The following is a 19,202-nucleotide window of genomic DNA, read 5'->3' on the forward strand; positions in this document are numbered from 1 at the left end:
AACTTATTCTTGCAAACATATTTTTTAATTTTTTCAAAATCAATGCCAAACCATACAAAATAGGCTAAATCATTAAGATTCAAAATGCGTGAAACCACATTTATTGACCGCAACCGCACCAAATGGCTTTCGATAGAGAGTGAGGAAAAAAACCAGCCCGATGAGATGGCCTCTGATTTCATTGACCTCACCAGCGATTTATCTTATGCCCAATCTCACTATCCGCATTCCAAAATCACAAGTTATCTCAATTTTCTTGCTTCAAAAATTTACAAATCTATATTTGAAACCAAATCAAAATCACTCTTCAAAACATTCTGGAAAACCGACTTTCCGCTCATCATCGGTCATAATCGTAAAGTATTGATAGCCAGCTCTGTATTTTTTATTCTTTTTGTGATTTTAGGGGCCATTTGCTCTGTACTGGAAGTTGATTTTATAGATTCTGTGCTGGGCTCGGGTTATGTCGAAATCACAGAAAACAACATTCGACGTGGAAAACCCTTCGATATTTATGCCAGCGAGCAACCTTTAAAAATGTTCCTGACTATTTTCTCCAACAATTTTTTTGTGGGCCTCATTATCTATATTTCCGGTGCTCTGGTGGGTATTGGCACTTTTTATCATACTTTCAAAAACGGACTCATGGTCGGTACATTTCTAACCATGTTTTTTGAGCACAATCTGGGTTATCAGGCTTTTGCTGTAATCATGCTTCATGGTACATTGGAGCTTATGGGTTTGGTTTTGGAAACTATGGCCGGCCTCATTCTGGGTTTAAGTTTTTTGTTTCCTCATACACTTACCCGGTGGCAAGCCTTTAAAAAAGGGCTCATCGAGAGTGGAAAAATCTTTATCGGTGTGTTTCCCATTACCTTGCTGGCGGCCTTTATTGAGAGCTTTATCACCAGGCTAGGTAATACCGGTTTTCAAAATATTCCTCTGTATATCAGTGTCTTACTTATTATGATTTTAATTGCTAGTTGGGTTTTTATCATATATTATTTTTTTATATACAGTAAAAAACTTAGTCAAAAAGTCCCGTTGGAAGAATACCTGAAATCTACACCGGATTTATGAAAATTTTCGGATTGATAATATTTTTGTTTCTTGCCTCAGAGGTGGTCTTTGCCAATCCTGTGCGAGACACTACCGTTAATAATCTGATCAGAAAAGAACCTGAATTATGGTATGTTAATCTGCCACCACCAAAAGTCAAAACTACCATAGACTCCACCAAAAAAGAGCCTGAGAGCTTTGATAGGGAGGAAGCCAGACAAATCCCTGCATATTTAGATGATTTTTTGACAGTAATTTTATGGCTGTTTTTGGGAGTTTTTGTTTTGGGAATAATCTATATAATCATAAAAAGTAATTTCGATTTTAGTTTTTTCAGGAAAAAAAATGATGAACTCGAAGAAATTATTACAGAAGAAACCAGAATTGATTCTACCGAACAACTTGACCGCATTGGCTTTGAAGATCAAATTAATAAGGCTGAAAACGCTCAAAACTACAGGCTGGCAGTAAGGCTATACTATTTGTGGCTGATTCATAAATTGGCCCAGAGAAAATTTGTGAAATTTCATGTCAATAAAACCAACCATGATTATGTAAAAGAACTTAGAAACACCAAATATTCCGGTGAGTTTTCACATTGCACCCGATTGTACAATTTTGTATGGTTTGGAGAATTTGATCTTGATTCCCTGCAGTATCAAAGTCTTAAAAATGATTTCAGCACACTTTTAAATAAAATTTTATGAAAACTAAAATTGTGTTGATAAGTCTTTTTCTATTGCTTTTGGCCGGATTGGCCTACATTCTAACCAGAAAGACTCAACCCGTAATCAATAGAGAATTTGACCGGAAAATGAGGTTTTCTACCAATACTTACCGACCCTATGACATCAGGTTTTTTGCGGAACAGGTGAGGAAAAATGCCAAAAAAGGATATGAAATAAACACCGAAAAGCCTGACGATTACAATAAGAAACTGGATGATTCGGAAAAATTGATGATCATAAGCTCGCCACATTTTTTGCCCAACGACGAAGAAACCTGGCGAATCCTGGATTTTGTCGATGCAGGTAATCTGGTGTTTATAAGTAGTTTAAATATCTCACCGGTATTTCTTGATTCATTGTTGGTGCCCGAGCAAGCTTCCTCGTTTTACAATAATTATCCTCCCACTCCTTATGACACTGATTCCCTTTCTATCATTTGGAATAAATCAAAAAACGACTCATCACAAGCAATTTTTACCTATCCTGGCCATGATTTTAACAGTTATTCTTCTTATGTTTTAGACAAAAGTGAAATGGTCGAATGGCTTTCAAAAAGCAATACGGGAGAACTGGCATTGGGTAGAGTAAATTATGGCGATGGTTATATTTATTTTTTGGAAAAGCCCATCACACTCACCAATTATTTTCTTTTGCATAAACAAAACTATCGGTACTTTAACCGTCTCTGGGAACAGTTGGAAGGCGATAAACGCAAGGTAATATGGGATGAGTTCTATCTGCGGCACACTATCCAAAGACCCAATGCGGAATTTGAAAAACCGGGAGAAAGTTATTTTTGGCAGGTAATAAGCAAACATCCGCCTCTCAAATGGGCCATTTTGACCTTCCTGTTGGGCATAGGTTTGTATATTTTGATACATTTCAGAAGATTACAGGTGCCCATTAGAATCATACCCGAAAACAAAAATACCTCATTTGGTTTTGTAGAGGCCTTGTCAAGTTTGTATTGGAAACAGCAGGACCACAAGCTAATAGCCGATAAGATTGTGGTTCAATTTCACGAGTATTTACACAGTCAATACAGGATTTTTGCCAAAGATCTGAATCGTGAAAATGCAGGGAAAATTGCTCAGAAAATAAATGGAAAATTAGAAGATTTAGAGGAGATTATCTCTCAAATCAATATTATCAATGCATCGACAGAAATTTCTAAAAACGAATTGATGAATTTTTACAAAGACGTATTTAAATACATATCACATGGAAGAAGAAATATTCAAAAACCGGATTGACCTCACCGAGCTTTCTGAGTCGGTACAGAAAATCAAAGCTGAGCTTGGCAAAGTAATAGTGGGGCAGGAAGATACCATTGAGCTCATGATTGCCAGTATTCTTTGTGGCGGGCATGTATTGCTCGAAGGAGTACCGGGTGTAGCCAAAACACTGACAGCTAAGTTATTGTCGCAGTCACTTGATGCCAGTTTTAAAAGAATCCAGTTTACACCTGACCTTATGCCTTCTGACGTATTGGGTACTTCGGTGTTTAATCCCAAAACGCTGGAATTTGAATATAAACGCGGCCCAGTTTTCGCCAACTTGATTTTGATTGACGAAATCAACCGTTCGCCTGCAAAAACGCAGGCGGCATTATTTGAATTAATGGAAGAAAAACAGGTGACAATTGATGGGCAAACCTACCTCATGGAAGAGCCTTTTCTGGTTATTGCCACTCAGAATCCCATAGAGCAGGAAGGCACATACAGGCTTCCGGAAGGTCAGTTAGACCGGTTTTTTATGAAAATATTGGTTGATTACCCCAGCCCGGCTGATGAGATTGATTTACTCAGGAAATTTAACTATACTTCGCATGTGGATCTTTCGGGTTCAGTGAAACCTATTTTGAAAAAAAGCCGATTGCTCAAACTGAGAAAAACAATTAGAGAAATTGTGGTTGACGAGGAATTGCTGAAATTTATATCGAGCATTGTACTTGCCACAAGAAATCACAAACAGATTGAGTTAGGGGCATCGCCAAGAGCAGCTTTGGCATTGATGCTGGCTGCAAAAGTATGGGCCGCTATGGCCGCACGCGACTTTGTTATACCAGAGGATATTAAAACCGTAGGAATCCCGGTACTCAGGCACCGAATTATCCTGACCGCCGATGCCGAAATGGAAGGATCAACCGAAGACGAAATCCTGAACGAAATATTTAATTCCATCGAAATTCCAAGATGATTCTGAAATCATTTTATTTAACCAATTATACTTTTGCTTTTTTGGCTGCATGCGTGGCGATTTTTAGCTTTGGATTACTGCAGCCATGGCTTTTTCTATTAGGCAAAATCGCTTTTTTTATTCTTTGGGCTATGATTTTTTATGAAACCATAATACTTTTTCAAAAAAATGAAATCCTTAAAACGAAAAGAAAAGTGCCCGAAAAGCTAAGCAATGGTGATCCAAATAATATAAAACTTACATTTGAAAATTTAAGCAAGAACACTTTTTATGTACGTGTAATTGAAGATCTTCCTGAGTTGCTTCAAGTCAGAATCTGGGAGAAATCACTGGAATTAGGTCCTCAAAAAAGCACAGTTTTAGAGTATAAAGTACGCCCAATTATGCGAGGCGAATATCTTTGGCAAAACTGTAATGTGTTTGTGAGATTAAGAAAAATTAGTTTTGTGGAACGGCGGCTCGTTTTTCAAATGGAAGACCAGGTGGCTTGTTACCCATCATTTTTACAATTCAACAAGCTACAGATTGACACCCTCACAAACCAGCAAACTCAAAATGAAAAACTGGTTAGGAAAATTGGGCAAAGTCTTGAATTTGAGCAAATTAAAGACTACTCGCCAGAGGATGATTACAGGCATATCAACTGGAAAGCCAGTGCCAAAAAAGGCCAGTTAATGGTCAATCAATATCAGGACGAACGCAGCCAGGATATCTACAGTATCATTGATTTGGGTCGTACCATGAAAATGCCATTTTATGGACAAACACTTTTAGACTATGCAATTAATGGGTCTTTAGCACTATCCAAAACTATAATTTCGATGTCTGACCGGGCGGGATTGCTGGGATTTTCATTTAAAAAGTCTGAATTTTTACCCTCAAAAAAGGATCTGAAGCAATTTGGGAAAATAAATGAGATGCTTTACAATCTCGATACCGATTTCAGTGAATCTGATTTTGAATATCTATATCAGTTTGTAAGGAAAAATATCAAACACCGTAGCCTTTTGGTTATTTTTACCAATTTTGATTCTACTGTTGCTCTGCATCGGCAGCTTCCTTATATCAAAGCACTTTCGCGTTTTCACCTGCTTTTAATCGTCTTTTTCGAAAATTCGGAAATTTCAGAAAACGTAGAACATCAGGCCTCCAACCTCAAAGACATTTATACCAAAACCATAGGAAAAAGTATACTTCTCCAAAACAAAATGATGGTTAGGGAGCTCTCCAAAAACGGCATACAATCATTGCTTACCCGTCCTGAAAATCTTAGTGCCGAAGTAATCAACAAATACCTGGCAATAAAGAAAAGAAATATGATTTAAGGTGTTGATTTGCAGAATATTGAAACTATTTATCATTCTAATTAAATCTATATTTTCACTTCTTTCTTCTTCCCCACCAAACCATAAAACCCGTTACGGGTAAACTGGCGGCAACAAGCGATAATAAAAATGCCAGAACTTTGCCTGAAAAGCCTAAAATCCCTCCGGTATGGATATCATATGTCATCCTGATGAGTTTATCGGCAGTGTTGGCGTCTTTAAGTCTGCCATAAACATGATTTACCGGGATTTCTTTGAGAGTATATTGATCAAAATAACGATAGTCGATACTCCAATACATATCTTCCCGGGTATTGACATTGGCTCCGATAGCCGACGAATCTGACTCAATCGCATGAACTTCCAGTGAAATTGCTTTCGGGTGTTCAGCTTTCATTTTTTCCCAAACCAAATCCGTAACAGGTCTCTTAAAACCAATACTTTTGGTTTTTTGCGAAACCGGCTCTGTAAAAAGTAGTTCTTTTTCGCCGCCAGTACCCTTGTATATAAGATACGTAAACCATTGAATACCAAAGAAAATGCCTGTAATTGAAATGATAAGCAATAAAACTGAGCTATAAAAACCCAGGATGTTGTGAAGATCATAATTTTTTCGCTTCCATTGAGTAGTATTTTTCCATCTAAACCAAAACCTTTGTTTGGCTGCCGCCTTGTTTTTAGGCCACCAAAGTACAAGGCCTGTGAGGATCATAAAAACAAATATCAAAGTTGCATAAGAGGTAATTGGCTGACCGATTTTGGGCGGTAGCCACAAATACCGCCTTTTTTCTTAACAAATCCTCGGTAGCTGTTCTCCTGTAAGATAATTAACAACCCTTCGCCCTCCGATTTTACTTTTCATAATTACTTTGGAAGGGTGCTCCTCGTTTACTTCACCGACGATGGCCGCATCTTCGAAACCGTTTTGATGGAGTTTTTTTACAAAATCATCTGCAATTGATTCTGAAACAATGGCCAGAAATACACCTTCGTTGGCCACATAGAGGGGGTCGAGTCCCAGCATTTCGCAGGCTCCTTCCACTTGCTCATCAATCTTAATGCTTTTTTGCTCAAGTAAATATCCCAATTTTGTAATTCCGGCCACTTCATTGAGCACCGAAGCTACTCCTCCTCGGGTGGCATCTCGTAAAAAATGAATTTTTTCTCCAAAATTGTCCAACAGATCGGCAACTACAAAATTCAGGTTGCGGGTGTCACTCGCTATGGTGGTTTCAAATTCCAGCCCTTTTCTGTGACTCATGATGGCAATGCCATGAGCAGCAATAGGTCCGCTCAGAATGATTTTATCGCCCAACCCGATACGGTTATGATGGATTTTGGCTTCTGGGTGCACTATTCCTACTCCGCTCGTATTGATAAAAATCTTATCGCCTTTTCCTTTTTCAACAACTTTGGTATCTCCGGTCACAATTTCAACCCCGGCGTGGTCTGCAGCGTTTTTTATGGAAACCAAAATAGCCCAAAAATCCTCCATGCTCAGGCCTTCTTCTATTATAAACGACAGCGTGAGGTATTTTGCCATGGCCCCGCACATGGCCAGGTCATTAACCGTACCGTTTATAGCCAGGTCGCCAATATTTCCCCCTTCAAAAAACAGAGGAGATATCACGTAACTATCAGTGCTGATGGCTATTTTTCCTGAAATATCCAAAATGGCTCCATCATGCTGCTGGTCCAGTTTATCGTTTTTTAAAATATCAAACACCCCTGATTGCAGGAGCCTTTGGGTAAGCAATCCACCGCTTCCATGCCCTAGTGTGATGACCTCAAAATCGAATTTTGGCATTGGGCAATCTAAATTGAGCATATTGATTTTTTTAAATAATTTTAATTCGTTAGTTTTTTCTTAAACTACCGGTTGATAATGATAATAAGCCGCACAGGCTCCTTCACTGCTCACCATAGGAGCACCGAGGGGATGTTCTGGCTTGCATTTTTTGCCAAAATGCGGACAATCATGCGGCTTTTTTAATCCTTTCATGATCTGGCCACTTATACATTCATTGTCGGTTTCGATGGCAGTATTTCCCAAACCAAACTTCAAACGGGCATTGTAGGCTTTATATTTTTGGTTGACATCGTATCCGCTTTTTGGTATATGTCCTATTCCCCGCCAGCTGCGATCACTTACCTCAAATACTGAATTGATTGTAGCCATTGCATTTGGGTTTCCTGCTGCCTGTACGCTTCTTGAATATTGATTTTCAACCAAGTATTGTCCTTTTTCCAATTGTGATACCGCCATATAAATTCCCTGAAGTAAATCTACCGGTTCAAATCCCGTAATCACGATCGGAATTTTGTATTTTTCTGCAATTGGATAATACTCTTCGGTACCCATGATGGTACACACATGTCCTGCTGCTAAAAAGGCATCTATCAGGTTTTCCGGGTCGCTCAAAATGGCTTCCATAGCTGGCGGAACCAACACGTGCGAGGCCAGAATGGAATAGTTTTTGACTCCCATTTTCTCGGCATTTACTACGCTCAGGGCATTGGCAGGGGCTGTGGTTTCAAATCCCACTGCAAAAAACACCACTTCTTTTTCGGGATTTTGCTGAGCTATTGAAACGGCTTCCAGAGGCGAATACAAAATTCTTACATCAGCACCTTCGGCTTTGGTTTCGAGCAGGCTAATTTTAGTGCCAGGAACCCGCAGCATATCTCCATAAGAGCACAGGATTACATTGGGCATTTGGCTAAGTGTAATGGCTTCGTCGATTATCCCGATGGGAGTAACACAAACGGGGCAGCCTGGCCCATGGACCATTGTGATGTGTTTAGGCAAAAGTTCAAGAATGCCATTTTTTACCAGACTGTGAGTTTGACCACCGCAAATCTCCATGATTGTCCAGGGACGAGTGGTGATTTTGTGCAATTCTTCAATATATTGCTGTACAAGCTCCGGGTCTCTGTATTCTGAAAGAAATTTCATATTAAATGATTAAAGTATTAAAAATGGGATGAGAGAATTTTTAACTTCTGAAAGTGAAATTATTTTCATTTTAAAGGAAAGACTAATCTATCCTTTATTCTCGATTCACTCATTCAGTTCCCCTTCCACTTCCCCCATTTGATTGAGATAATAAAATGTAAGTTTTGCTTCTTCTTCATCCACTATACTGATGGCCACACCTACATGCACGAGCACATAGTCATCTATTTTGGCTTCAGGAAGCATACATAAATTCACATTTTTTATTATTCCACCAAATGAAACTTTGCCTGTGCGGAAAGTGTCATCCAGTCCTTCTATCGAAACTATTTTTCCGGGTATCGCCAGGCACATAATCTTATATTTTGTTTAAATCTAACCAATTTTTATGTTTTTTTCTAAATTTCCTACACCTAATATTTCCTCTTCTAAATAGTGAAATGCCAGCTGCCCCAAGGCTATGTTTTCATCATTTGGGCTTAATTGTTGGTGGAAATATAAATCAAACTGTTTACCAAGATTTTCAATAATTTTGTCCACAAAAAAAGCATTTTGCATTACGCCTCCACTGAAAGCAATCCTCCTGGTTTGGTTTTCCACTGATATTCTTTCTATGCTTTTTACCAAAGTATTAAAAAACTTTTCAGCTATTTCTGCAATTGGCATTTTGTTTTGAATGTCTTCTATAATATTTTCGAAAATACTTACATTGTTTATTATAGCTCCTTTAAGCTCAAATGTATAAAAATCACTTGTTTTGTTGGGATTCTTCGCAGCCAGATTTTCCAGAAGCATGGCTGCCTCACTTTCGTATGTATTAATCGCTTTTAAGCCCAGAATACAGGCCAATCCATCCATCATTCGACCCATACTACTGGTTTGTATTTCGGGCGAAGTTTCTACTAGATTTTCATAGAAAACCCATTCTTTTTCTGAAAAATAAGGCCTCAAAATTTCTTTATGTTTGCTTTTTTTCAAAAGGCTCAAAGCACTAATTCTGGGCTCTTTGCTCATTTTGTCGCCCAATAGTTGATGAAAATATTCCCAATGAGCAACTCTTTCTATTTTTTTGTTTTGGAAAGTAAAAAACTCTCCTCCCCATATTTTACCGTCTTCACCATAACCCACCCCATCCCAGATAACTCCAAGGGTTTTATCTTTTAAATCCAATAAATTATTTTCGGCCAAAACCGATAAAAAGTGTGCTTTATGGTGCTGAATCTGAATAAGTTCTGAATTGTATTTTATTTTTAATTCTTCAGCTTTTTGGCTCGTAAAATACCCGGGATGTAAGTCGGAAATGATAGTTTTGGGTACAAAATCCATCAAATTGCTGATATGATTCAGAGTGGTATCATAACTTTGCTGAGAATCAAAACTCGATTGATCCCCCAAATACTGACTGATAAAAAGGTTTTTTCCGGTGTTTACTCCAAAAGCCGCCTTCATGTCGGCACCCATTGCTAAAGTAGGTGTTTTGGGCAATGAGAAGGTTAAAGGATAATAATTGGGAGCTAATCCTCGACTTCTTCTCAAAATTATTCTCTGACCTGACTCTGTAATTTGCTCCACACTGTCGTCTTGGGGAGCCACAATTTCCCGGTCATAAGTGATAATAAAATCTGCAAATTCTCCCAGATATTTCAAAGCCTCTTCATCAAGATATACGATTGGAGAGCCGCTCAAATTGGCACTTGTGGCAACCAAAGGCTTACCAAAATTTTCAGAAATCAATTGTAATAGTGGGGAGTTAGGTAACATTACCCCAAGTTTAGCCAAACCAGGGGCGATCTGTTCTGTGGCCAAATGGGAATTTGGATTTTGTATTTTGCACAAAACTATCGGTGCGGCCTCAGATTGCAGGCTTTTTGCCTCAATATCCCTTATTCTTACTTCTTTTTTCAAAGATTTTATATCAGAAAAAAGCAAAGCAAATGGCTTTCCCGGACGGTTTTTTCTTTTTCGTAATTCAGAAACAGTTACGTGATTTATGGCATCGCACAAGAGCAAATATCCTCCGGTACCTTTTAGGGCTATTATTTTACCATAACTGAGCTGTTTGACGGTTTCTAAAATTATATTTACCTGATTAAGATTAATCTCCGAGCCTTTATAATCATAGAAATGAAGTTTAATGGCACAATCGGGACATGAATTGGTCTGACTGTAATGACGTATATTTTCCGGGTCATCGTATTCTTTTTGGCATTCGTTACATTGGGTCAGATGCCCCATGGTAGTATGTTGCCTGTCATATGGTAATTTGGTTTGAATCGAATACCGGGGCCCACAATTTACACAGGTAATAAATGGATAGCCAAACCTTCGGTTATTGCCGGTGTTAAGCTCTTTCCGACAGTCCTCACACATTGAAATGTCTGGAGGAATCATCAGATTTGCTTCAGCATTGTTTGTACTTTCTACAATCCTGAATCCCGGTGAAGACTCTTCTATAATCTCAGAAATTTTATTTGAAATGATAACAGCATTTTTTGGTGGTGAATTTAATATTTCATAAAAAAATGCTTCAAGAGTAGTATTATTGCCATGATCAGCTAAAATTCTCACTCCATCGGTACCGTTGCTTACCCAACCATTTATATGGTATTTTATGGCCAACCTATGTACAAATGGTCTGAATCCAACCCCCTGTACGAGACCTTGAATATGTAGTTGGAAGGCAGGCATAACACTTCTTATGCTTCGGTCAGTACACGCTCTTTCAGCCAGTTATACCACTCTGTCAATCCTTCTCCACTGGTACAGCTCACCTCGAAAAATTTCAGATTTGGGTTTACTTTCAATGCATACTCTTTGCATTTCTCTAAATCAAAAGGGACATAGGGCAGCAAATCAATTTTATTTATAACACAAATACCTGAAGTATGAAACATATCCGGGTATTTTATGGGCTTGTCTTCCCCCTCAGTAACGCTAATAACTACTACCCGTTCGTTTTCGCCGAGGTCAAACATGGCCGGGCAAACCAAATTACCAACATTCTCAATAAAAAGGATTGAGTCTGCGGGCGGTTTCATTCCCTGAAGTGCATGCAGCACCATGTGGGCATCGAGATGACAGCCTTTTCCGGTATTGATTTGGGTCACTTTTGTACCAGTGGCATGGATTCTGTCGGCATCGTTATTAGTTTGCTGATCACCTTCAATCACTGCAAATTTCAGATCATTTTTCAGGTCAGTCAGGGTTTTTTCCAAAAGAGAAGTCTTGCCTGAGCCTGGTGAACTCACCATATTGATTGCAAAAATATTTCTACCTTCAAAATATCCGCGGTTTCTTTGGGCCAGGAGGTTGTTTTCGTGTAAAATATCCTGCTCGAGATCAATCACTTTTTTTTCTCCACCGTGACTATGACCGTGCGAATGGTCATGATCGTGGTGATTATCTGTTCCACATCCACAAGTGACACACATATTTTTAAATTATTTAAATTTCAAAAAGAAAAACCAAAAGGAAGGAATCACACAGAACGAATCAGAAATATTTCGAATCTGTCTTTTTAAATGTTATCAGGTATTCCAATCTTTCAGAGTACAAAAAACTTTATATTATTTTACCACCAATGATTTTACCCTCATTTCTTTACCTTGTAAAATACTCACAAAATGACTGTTACATTTAGGACAAGGGTCAAAAAACTGGTGGATTTTAAACTCCGCATCACAGTCGATACACCTGGCCATTCCTTCAGGTCTGATTATCTCCCGTCGGGCATTTTCTAAAACCGAATTCCTTATTCCCTGGGTCCAGGCAAAATCAAAAGATGACATTTCCACTCCGCTTAACTCTCCTATCACAAGCTCAATTTCTTCAACTTCCTGAGCATTGGCTTGCTGAGTTTGCTTCGTGGCGATATCCACGATACTCATCACAATGGAGAGCTCATGCATTTTAAGATTTCTGTGTATCTTTTTTGCTTACCAATTTATAAATCCCAAATCCCAAAATGGCCAAGCCCAATAAAGCACCCAATGCATGATCTGGCTCGGTAAGATAATGGGTAATAGTAAAACCTGAGCCACCATGATCACCATGACCCGGATGTGCCAACGCTAATGTTGGTAATGCCAAAGAAAATACTGAAATTATCTTTTTCATAGAATTTTATTAAATACAATGCTAGATTTTACAAAAATAAAAATATGATTTTTTCTAAAAGATGATATTTGTCATCAAAATTAATAATATAAATCATGTAATAAAGTTTTGCATTATTTTAATTTTATGCCAGATGGCCTATTAACAAAGATATTTATTTTTACCTTAGAAAAACATGTTTGACGAGCAAGAACAAAAAAGCCCTACTTACTATGACGAGGTCATAAGGAAAGGGTATTCCCGCAGAGATTTTCTTTCGTTTTGCACCATGATGGCAGCCTATATGGGTCTGAATCAATCAGGTATCGCACAGGTTACGAAAGCTATGAGTGAAAAACCAAGACTTCCGGTAATTTGGTTGCATTTTCAGGAATGTACCTGTTGTAGCGAAAGTTTTATCCGATCCTCTCACCCTATTGTAGCTGATGTTCTTTTGGATAAAATTTCATTGGACTACACTGAAACTCTTATGGCTGCGAGTGGCTTTCAGGCTGAGCAGGCTATGCTCAATACAATGGAAAAATACAAAGGAGAATATATATTATGTGTTGAAGGAAGTGTTCCAACTGGTGCTGACGGTGTGTATTGTATGATAGGTGGAAAAACTTCAATGCAGATTCTTGAAGAAGCGGCTGAAAACGCCAAGGCCATCATTGCATGGGGTAGTTGTGCTTCCAATGGCTGTGTGCAGGCCGCTAAACCTAATCCTACTTCGGCAACACCGATTCATAAATTGATAAAAGGAAAACCAATTATTAAAGTACCCGGTTGTCCACCAATTGGAGAAGTTATGGCAGGTGTGATTGTCCATGTGGTTACATTCGGTACTATTCCGGAATTAGACAGCAGTGGTCGTCCAAAAGCATTTTATGGCAAAAGAGTTCATGATACCTGTTACAGAAGAGCATATTATGACGCTGGTCTGTTTGTTGAAACTTTTGACGATGAAAACGCTAAAAAAGGCTATTGTTTATATAAAATGGGTTGTAAAGGGCCGGTTACTTATAACGCCTGCGGTACTATGAAATGGAACAACGGTACGAGTTTCCCAATACAGAGCGGTCATGGATGTATAGGTTGCAGCGAAGCCAACTACTGGGACAGCGGCAGGATTTATGAAAGAGCTTCGATCTTCCCTGGATTTGGTATTGAGGCCAATGCTGACACCATCGGTAAAGTGGCACTTGGAGTGACTGTTGCCGGGGCTGCAGCTCATGCAGTGATGACTAACATCAGGAAGAATAATATCATTCATGCCATTGAAGAAGAAGGGAAAGCATCTGAAAAAGAGCTTTAAACCTGTAGAAATTTTAAAAATAATAGAATAATTCAAAAATAGTAATAATATGAGTCAGCGAATAGTGGTGGATCCAATAACCCGAATTGAGGGCCACCTTCGTGTTGAAGCCGATATAGAAAACGGAAAAATTAAAGATGCCTATAGCAGCGGTACCATGGTAAGGTTGCTTGAAGAAATCCTTAAAGGTCGTGATCCCCGTGATGCATGGGCATTTGTAGGCAGGGTATGTGGTGTATGTACCAGTACTCACTCTTTGGTAAGTGTTAGAGCAGTTGAAGATGCACTGGGCATAGTTGTTCCACCCAATGCCGAACTGGTAAGAAATATTATGTTTGCCACATTATATATGCATGATCATGTGGTGCATTTTTATCACTTACATGCTATGGACTGGGTGGATGTTGTAAATGCCTTGAAGGCAGATCCAAAGAAAACTTCAGAGCTTGCTCAAAGTATTTCGCCCTGGCCAAAAAGTTCACCGGGATATTTTTCTGATTTGCAAAAAAGAATCAAAAAGTTTGTTGATAGTGGCCAATTAGGGATTTTTGCCAATGGTTATTGGGGACACCCCGCATATAAACTTCCAGCTGAAGTCAATCTGATTGGTCTGGCTCATTATCTGGAAGCTTTGGAATGGCAAAAAGAAATAGTGAAAATTCAGGCGATTTTTGGAGGTAAAAACCCTCATCCTAACTATCTGGTAGGTGGTATGGCTTGTTCAGTAGGTTTAGACGAGATGAGCGGAATCAATGCAGAAAGACTTAGCTATGTAAAACAACTTCTTGATGAAGGAAAACGATTTATTGAGCAAGTTTATATTCCTGACCTAATGGCAGTTGCCAGTTTCTATAAAGACTGGGGTGCAATTGGTGGTGGATTAGGAAATTACTTGGTTTACGGCGATTTGCCAACTAACGGATTTGGTGATCCTAAAGGATTTAAATTCCCGGCAGGAGCAATTTTGAATAAAGATATCAGTAAAATTCATGAGGTAGATCTCAGAAAAGACGAGGAAGTTCAGGAATTTGTAACCAACTCCTGGTACAGTTATGAGGGAGGAAAAGATGTAGGCTTGCATCCATGGAAAGGTGAAACCAAAATAAACTATACAGGACCAAAACCACCATTCAAAAATCTGAATACAGAAGAACCTTATAGTTATCTGAAAACTCCAAGATGGAAAGGTCATGCTATGGAAGTAGGACCTCTGTCAAGGATGTTGGTGGGATATGCTTCTGGAAGACCAGAATTTAAAGAAGTAGTCGATAAAGCTCTAAAAGATCTTGGAGTACCTGTTACAGCTCTCTTCAGTACCCTCGGTCGTACAGCTGCTCGTGGCTTGGAAAGTGTTTTGGTAGCTCAGTGGGGTTTGGAATTCTATGACCAACTTATCACCAATATTAAAAATGGAGATACCCGTATGGCAGAGCAAAGTAAGTTTGACCCATCAACATGGGAGAAAAAATCTATAGGTGTAGGTTATGGCGAAGCTCCTAGAGGTGCATTGGCACACTGGATTAATATTGAAGATCAGAAAATTGCCAACTATCAATTGGTAGTACCAACCACCTGGAATGCCTCACCACGTGATGCCAAAGGTCAGCGAAGTGCTTATGAAGCCGCATTATTGGATACTCCGGTTGCAGATCCAAATCAGCCTCTGGAATTGCTTAGAACCATCCATAGTTTTGACCCTTGCATGGCTTGTAGCGTTCACTTATATGATGAAGATGGAAAGCATTTGAGCAGAATAAATGTAGTTGGAGAATAATACCGGCGTAAAATCCTGTTTTTATAAATTTAATATTGTAAAAAAATGACAGATAAATATATAAAAATACACCAAATGCGTAGGGTGTATGTGTGGGAGTTGCCGGTAAGGATATATCACTGGCTTAATGCCGGATGTATATTGGTTTTGATAGCTACCGGTTTTTTAATTGGTGATCCTTTGGCTATAATGAGTTCCAAAGAGGCAACTTTTCAATTTCTGATGGGCTGGGTAAGGTTTTTACATTTTGCTGCAGCTTACATTTTTCTTTTTAATTTTTTGTTCAGGCTATATTGGGGTTTTGTGGGGAATAAATATTCTCAATGGCACCAGTTTATACCAAGAGACAAGAAATTTTTGAATGAAATATGGCAAATATTAAAAATCGATATTTTGCAATTGAGAGGGAAAGAGCATGTTGGTATCGGACATAATGCTTTGGCCGGTTTTATTTACTTTCTTACTTTCATAGCTTTTATAATCCAGATTATCACGGGTTTTGGCCTTTATGCCAATACCAGCGATTGGTGGTTGCCTCAGATGTTTTCCTGGGTGAAACCTCTTTTTGGAGGTGATATTGAGCTAAGGGCTATTCACCATTGGGCCATGTGGTTTTTTATTCTTTTCACTGTTGTGCACGTTTATCTGGTTTTTTATCATGATTATGTTGAAGGTCGTGGTGAAATTTCGTCTATGGGCGGGGGCTGGAAGTTTATCGAGGAAGATATTTTTAAAGAGCACAAAGAGGAAAGACAAAGGGAAAAATCTAAATTTTTGAGTAAAGTAGTTAAAGGTCTTAAAGCATTAAGCCGACCAAGTCAGAACAAGAAATAATTAATTTAGACAAGCAAGAAGCTATATATTTGAATTTCGGAAGCCATTGGAAGGTTTGAAATAAACAATTAGATATGGTCCGCAGAATTTTATATATGGCTTCTTTTTTAATAGAAATAATATGGTAAAACCTGTATTGATTTTAGGAATTGGAAATTATCTCATGGGAGATGAGGGTGTGGGAGTACATATTGCCAGAGCATTGGAAAGTGAATTAGTTTCTGAGGATATCGATGTCATAGATGGTGGTACCGGAGGATTTCATCTCTTAGAATTATTTGAGCAATATCCTCATATCATTTTGGTAGATGCTACCCTTGACTCCAACCCTACGGGAACAATCAGGTTGATAAGGCCCAGGTTTGCCGCAGATTTCCCACATGCAATGAGTACCCATGATATAGGACTCAAAGACCTGGTAAGTGCTTTGCAGTTATTAGACAAAATGCCAGATGTACATTTATTTGTGGTTAGTATTGAGACTATTCAGCAACAAGGAATTGAGCTTACTCCGGAGATAGAATCAGTTTTTCCGGAAGTAAAATCCAGAGTTTTGGATTTGGCCAATCAATTGTTGAAAGCGTACGAGGTAGTTTAGACTATTTTGAAATATTATTTATTCAAAAAGCCCTCTGTTGAAAATTCTTCAGAGGGCTTTTTAATTTCTAAGGTTTCGGAATTTTAAATTTAACAAATGAGGTTTCGTCGCATGACCATTCGGTTACACCACCCCAAAACTCAAAATCAACTCTGGTGAAATATTGACAGGTGGCCGTTCCCTCAGCTCCAAAAATCAGATAATCATTATCAGAGCTTTTTAGAGGAAGATTTTTGCCATCCAATGATGTCATTACCCATTTTTGGCCACCACCTTCAATCCAGGATTCTACATTAAAGGTATTTAATACTGTCTTATTGGCGTTGGCAACGGCGGTGATTTTCATAACAATGGTACCTTCATCGTACACTAGTTTTTTATCGACTTTAAAGGTATTTCCGCTCCAGGTACCTGTGTATTTGAGATCTACGCCTTCTTCGACATCTTCTTCTTTTAAGGCACCAAAATGTACCACATGACCATTTGCCTCTTTTCCTTTTAACCAATACTCAAAAGAGACAGTTTTTTCATACACTACCTTAATCCATTTAAAATCAATGTATTTCGGTAAAAGCTTATTGTTTTTATCAATATTACCATTTCTCCATCCATAAATGTAAACTCCTATTTTATTTAAACCAGGTTTTAAAAGAATATACCTGTTTATGCCCGTTCCTTCAGTTTTTAAAGGAGTCCCTTTTTCATCATATAATTCAACCCCAATACTTTTTTTTCCTTTATAATTATTCCAATTTTCAGCTGATGGACAAATAGCCAGCAATCTTAGCGTGTCAAGATCGGTATTCAGACTATCTCCAATTTCATATCCTGAGCCATCGTTGACCCAAAGCTGATATTCAGGGAAAGTATTAGGTGCTACAGTGCCTATTTTTTTGCTCGTAACCTCTGACCATCTCTGTCCAATTTTACTCCATTCAATATGTGCAGTTTTTGCATGATGAGTAATGTAAGGATAGGAGTGATCCGAATCTTGACCATTAGCTTTTGCAACGTAAGGATTAAAATTCTCGCCTGCCAAAGTAATATTTTGGGCGGTATTTGGTGTATTGGGGTCCGAAATGAACAGTTTTCCTGCTGAAATATCGACTTTGTAACATATAAGAGCATGGCCTCCCATATCTGAAAACCCATTAACAATGCCTTTTACTCTGTAAATTCCGATTGCTTGTGGCTCACCTGTGGTTAGAATTGCCCCAGCAATACTATACATTTTGAGTTTATCCACTTTCCTGTTCAAGTCAATGTTTTTCCAATAAAAATTATTTAATGTCCCCTCCCAATCCAGGTCATTCTGAATGACTGAACAAAGCCTGTAACCAAGAGCGTTTTCTTCCTGAATATTGCTTAGTGTATTGTATTTATTGAATAGGTTTCCTTCGGTTTTCTTTTTTTCGAAATAGTAATACATCGCAGCGAAATTTTGTCCGGCACAATGACCGCCAGGAGCAATGTATGAGCCATAATTTACAAATTCCCAATCATCAATTCCCAGTTTAAATCCGGAATTTACTACAGGGATATCTTTAAACACCGATTCAGCTATTGATGAAATCATAATATTTGCAAAGCCTTCGCCGGCCTTTGCTTTTTTCAAACCTTGAGAATTCATAAGTGTAGATGATGAAAAATGCCTGGTAGTTATAGTCACCGAATTATCATCATAATACTCAACCGGAATAGGTTCAATTTTACCATTGGTAGCATCTACAAAATAAGCCATCGGAAAATGTCCCTGAGGTAGTTTAGCAGGTATTTTCAAAAACATTATTCCGTTTGAATAACCACCACCATTTTCAATCTTAATAATTGGAGAAAGTGGTTTAATATATTGACCAAACTCTGATGAGGTGGCATCAGTTGTGGAAATAGTAAATTGCCGGGAACCGGAAAAAGCCCCCTTAGGTACAGTTATGGTCATTCCTTTTAAATCTCCAGTGCTTACATTTACTATCCCTCCGGAATTAGGTACGGACGAACTGGCCACCTGAGTAAAAGTCCCCAAATTAATCTTGTATTCATTGCTGGCAGGTTTTATTTCATCTTTGTTGAACAAGCCGCAACTTTGAAACAGCAACATCATAACTGCCAAAACCGAGATCTTTTTAATTATGGTTTTCATCTTAATAAAATTTACATCATTTGCTATAAAAATAAGTTGACGGAATAGTTAGTAACCAGAAGAGTTTGAGATTTGATAAAGAAAAAATAGTCCTCATTGCAAAACCGGGCGGTATTTTCTGAAATAAAGTTTAAATCTAAATTCATATTTTGCAAAGTTGGAAGTCATAGTTTCCG

The 19,202-nt window shown here is 38.4% G+C and carries 18 protein-coding genes; 9 read left to right on the forward strand and 9 right to left on the reverse strand.

The window, feature by feature from the left end; genetic code table 11:
• Window positions 1-84: 84 nt before the first annotated feature.
• Genes IPP61_09020 through IPP61_09040 form a run of 5 tightly spaced genes read left to right on the forward strand, consistent with a single transcriptional unit; the run spans window position 85 to window position 5,311 of the window.
• The gene (locus IPP61_09020) at window positions 85-1,080 is read left to right on the forward strand and encodes a stage II sporulation protein M (protein ID MBL0325307.1); all 996 of its coding nucleotides are present in this window, start codon (window positions 85-87) and stop codon (window positions 1,078-1,080) included.
• The gene (locus tag IPP61_09025; protein MBL0325308.1) at window positions 1,077-1,766 is read left to right on the forward strand and encodes a hypothetical protein; all 690 of its coding nucleotides are present in this window, start codon (window positions 1,077-1,079) and stop codon (window positions 1,764-1,766) included. Before IPP61_09020 ends, IPP61_09025 begins: the two co-directional genes overlap by 4 nt.
• The gene (locus IPP61_09030; GenBank protein ID MBL0325309.1) at window positions 1,763-3,040 is read left to right on the forward strand and encodes a hypothetical protein; all 1,278 of its coding nucleotides are present in this window, start codon (window positions 1,763-1,765) and stop codon (window positions 3,038-3,040) included. Before IPP61_09025 ends, IPP61_09030 begins: the two co-directional genes overlap by 4 nt.
• Window positions 3,009-3,986 carry a MoxR family ATPase gene (locus IPP61_09035; protein ID MBL0325310.1) on the forward strand — a complete coding sequence of 326 codons (978 nt, stop codon included), beginning with the start codon at window positions 3,009-3,011 and terminating at the stop codon, window positions 3,984-3,986. Before IPP61_09030 ends, IPP61_09035 begins: the two co-directional genes overlap by 32 nt.
• Window positions 3,983-5,311 (forward strand): DUF58 domain-containing protein, encoded by a 1,329-nt coding sequence (locus tag IPP61_09040; protein MBL0325311.1) that lies wholly within the window; start codon window positions 3,983-3,985, stop codon window positions 5,309-5,311. Before IPP61_09035 ends, IPP61_09040 begins: the two co-directional genes overlap by 4 nt.
• A 55-nt stretch (window positions 5,312-5,366) precedes the next feature.
• On the opposite strand, the gene IPP61_09045 is transcribed toward IPP61_09040, so the two are convergent.
• From IPP61_09045 to IPP61_09080, 8 genes are all read right to left on the reverse strand, one after another.
• Window positions 5,367-6,086, reverse strand: a complete 720-nt coding sequence (locus tag IPP61_09045) for a PepSY domain-containing protein (protein MBL0325312.1) — start codon at window positions 6,084-6,086, stop codon at window positions 5,367-5,369.
• Between the two features lie 15 nt (window positions 6,087-6,101).
• The gene (hypE, locus tag IPP61_09050) at window positions 6,102-7,118 is read right to left on the reverse strand and encodes a hydrogenase expression/formation protein HypE (GenBank protein MBL0325313.1); all 1,017 of its coding nucleotides are present in this window, start codon (window positions 7,116-7,118) and stop codon (window positions 6,102-6,104) included.
• 60 nt (window positions 7,119-7,178) lie between these two features.
• Window positions 7,179-8,267: a hydrogenase formation protein HypD gene (hypD, locus tag IPP61_09055; protein MBL0325314.1), complete on the reverse strand. Its 1,089-nt coding sequence runs from the start codon at window positions 8,265-8,267 to the stop codon at window positions 7,179-7,181.
• A 105-nt stretch (window positions 8,268-8,372) separates the two neighbouring features.
• A complete protein-coding gene (locus tag IPP61_09060; protein ID MBL0325315.1) occupies window positions 8,373-8,621 on the reverse strand; it encodes a HypC/HybG/HupF family hydrogenase formation chaperone in 249 nt (82 codons plus the stop codon).
• Window positions 8,622-8,642: 21 nt separating this feature from the next.
• Window positions 8,643-10,955, reverse strand: a complete 2,313-nt coding sequence (gene hypF, locus IPP61_09065) for a carbamoyltransferase HypF (protein MBL0325316.1) — start codon at window positions 10,953-10,955, stop codon at window positions 8,643-8,645.
• An 8-nt stretch (window positions 10,956-10,963) separates the two neighbouring features.
• A complete protein-coding gene (hypB, locus tag IPP61_09070) occupies window positions 10,964-11,698 on the reverse strand; it encodes a hydrogenase nickel incorporation protein HypB (GenBank protein ID MBL0325317.1) in 735 nt (244 codons plus the stop codon).
• A gap of 135 nt (window positions 11,699-11,833) precedes the next feature.
• A complete protein-coding gene (hypA, locus tag IPP61_09075; protein ID MBL0325318.1) occupies window positions 11,834-12,175 on the reverse strand; it encodes a hydrogenase maturation nickel metallochaperone HypA in 342 nt (113 codons plus the stop codon).
• 1 nt (window position 12,176) lies between these two features.
• A complete protein-coding gene (locus IPP61_09080) occupies window positions 12,177-12,383 on the reverse strand; it encodes a hypothetical protein (GenBank protein MBL0325319.1) in 207 nt (68 codons plus the stop codon).
• A 175-nt stretch (window positions 12,384-12,558) separates the two neighbouring features.
• On the opposite strand from IPP61_09080, the gene IPP61_09085 reads away from it, so the two are divergent.
• The 4 genes from IPP61_09085 to IPP61_09100 all read left to right on the forward strand — a co-directional run bounded on the left by IPP61_09085 (window position 12,559) and on the right by IPP61_09100 (window position 16,886).
• Complete coding sequence (locus tag IPP61_09085) at window positions 12,559-13,680, forward strand: hydrogenase small subunit (GenBank protein ID MBL0325320.1); 1,122 nt, start codon at window positions 12,559-12,561, stop codon at window positions 13,678-13,680.
• 49 nt (window positions 13,681-13,729) lie between these two features.
• On the forward strand, window positions 13,730-15,454 hold the full coding sequence (locus IPP61_09090) for a nickel-dependent hydrogenase large subunit (protein ID MBL0325321.1): 1,725 nt from the start codon (window positions 13,730-13,732) through the stop codon (window positions 15,452-15,454).
• Window positions 15,455-15,499: 45 nt separating this feature from the next.
• On the forward strand, window positions 15,500-16,288 hold the full coding sequence (gene cybH, locus IPP61_09095; GenBank protein MBL0325322.1) for a Ni/Fe-hydrogenase, b-type cytochrome subunit: 789 nt from the start codon (window positions 15,500-15,502) through the stop codon (window positions 16,286-16,288).
• Window positions 16,289-16,409: 121 nt separating this feature from the next.
• Entirely contained in the window at window positions 16,410-16,886 is a 477-nt protein-coding gene (locus IPP61_09100) for a hydrogenase maturation protease (GenBank protein ID MBL0325323.1), read from the forward strand.
• Between the two features lie 67 nt (window positions 16,887-16,953).
• On the opposite strand, the gene IPP61_09105 is transcribed toward IPP61_09100, so the two are convergent.
• Complete coding sequence (locus tag IPP61_09105; protein ID MBL0325324.1) at window positions 16,954-19,026, reverse strand: hypothetical protein; 2,073 nt, start codon at window positions 19,024-19,026, stop codon at window positions 16,954-16,956.
• Window positions 19,027-19,202 lie beyond the last annotated feature (176 nt).

Source organism: Cytophagaceae bacterium (genome assembly GCA_016722655.1).
GTDB lineage: Bacteria > Bacteroidota > Bacteroidia > Cytophagales > Spirosomataceae > Leadbetterella.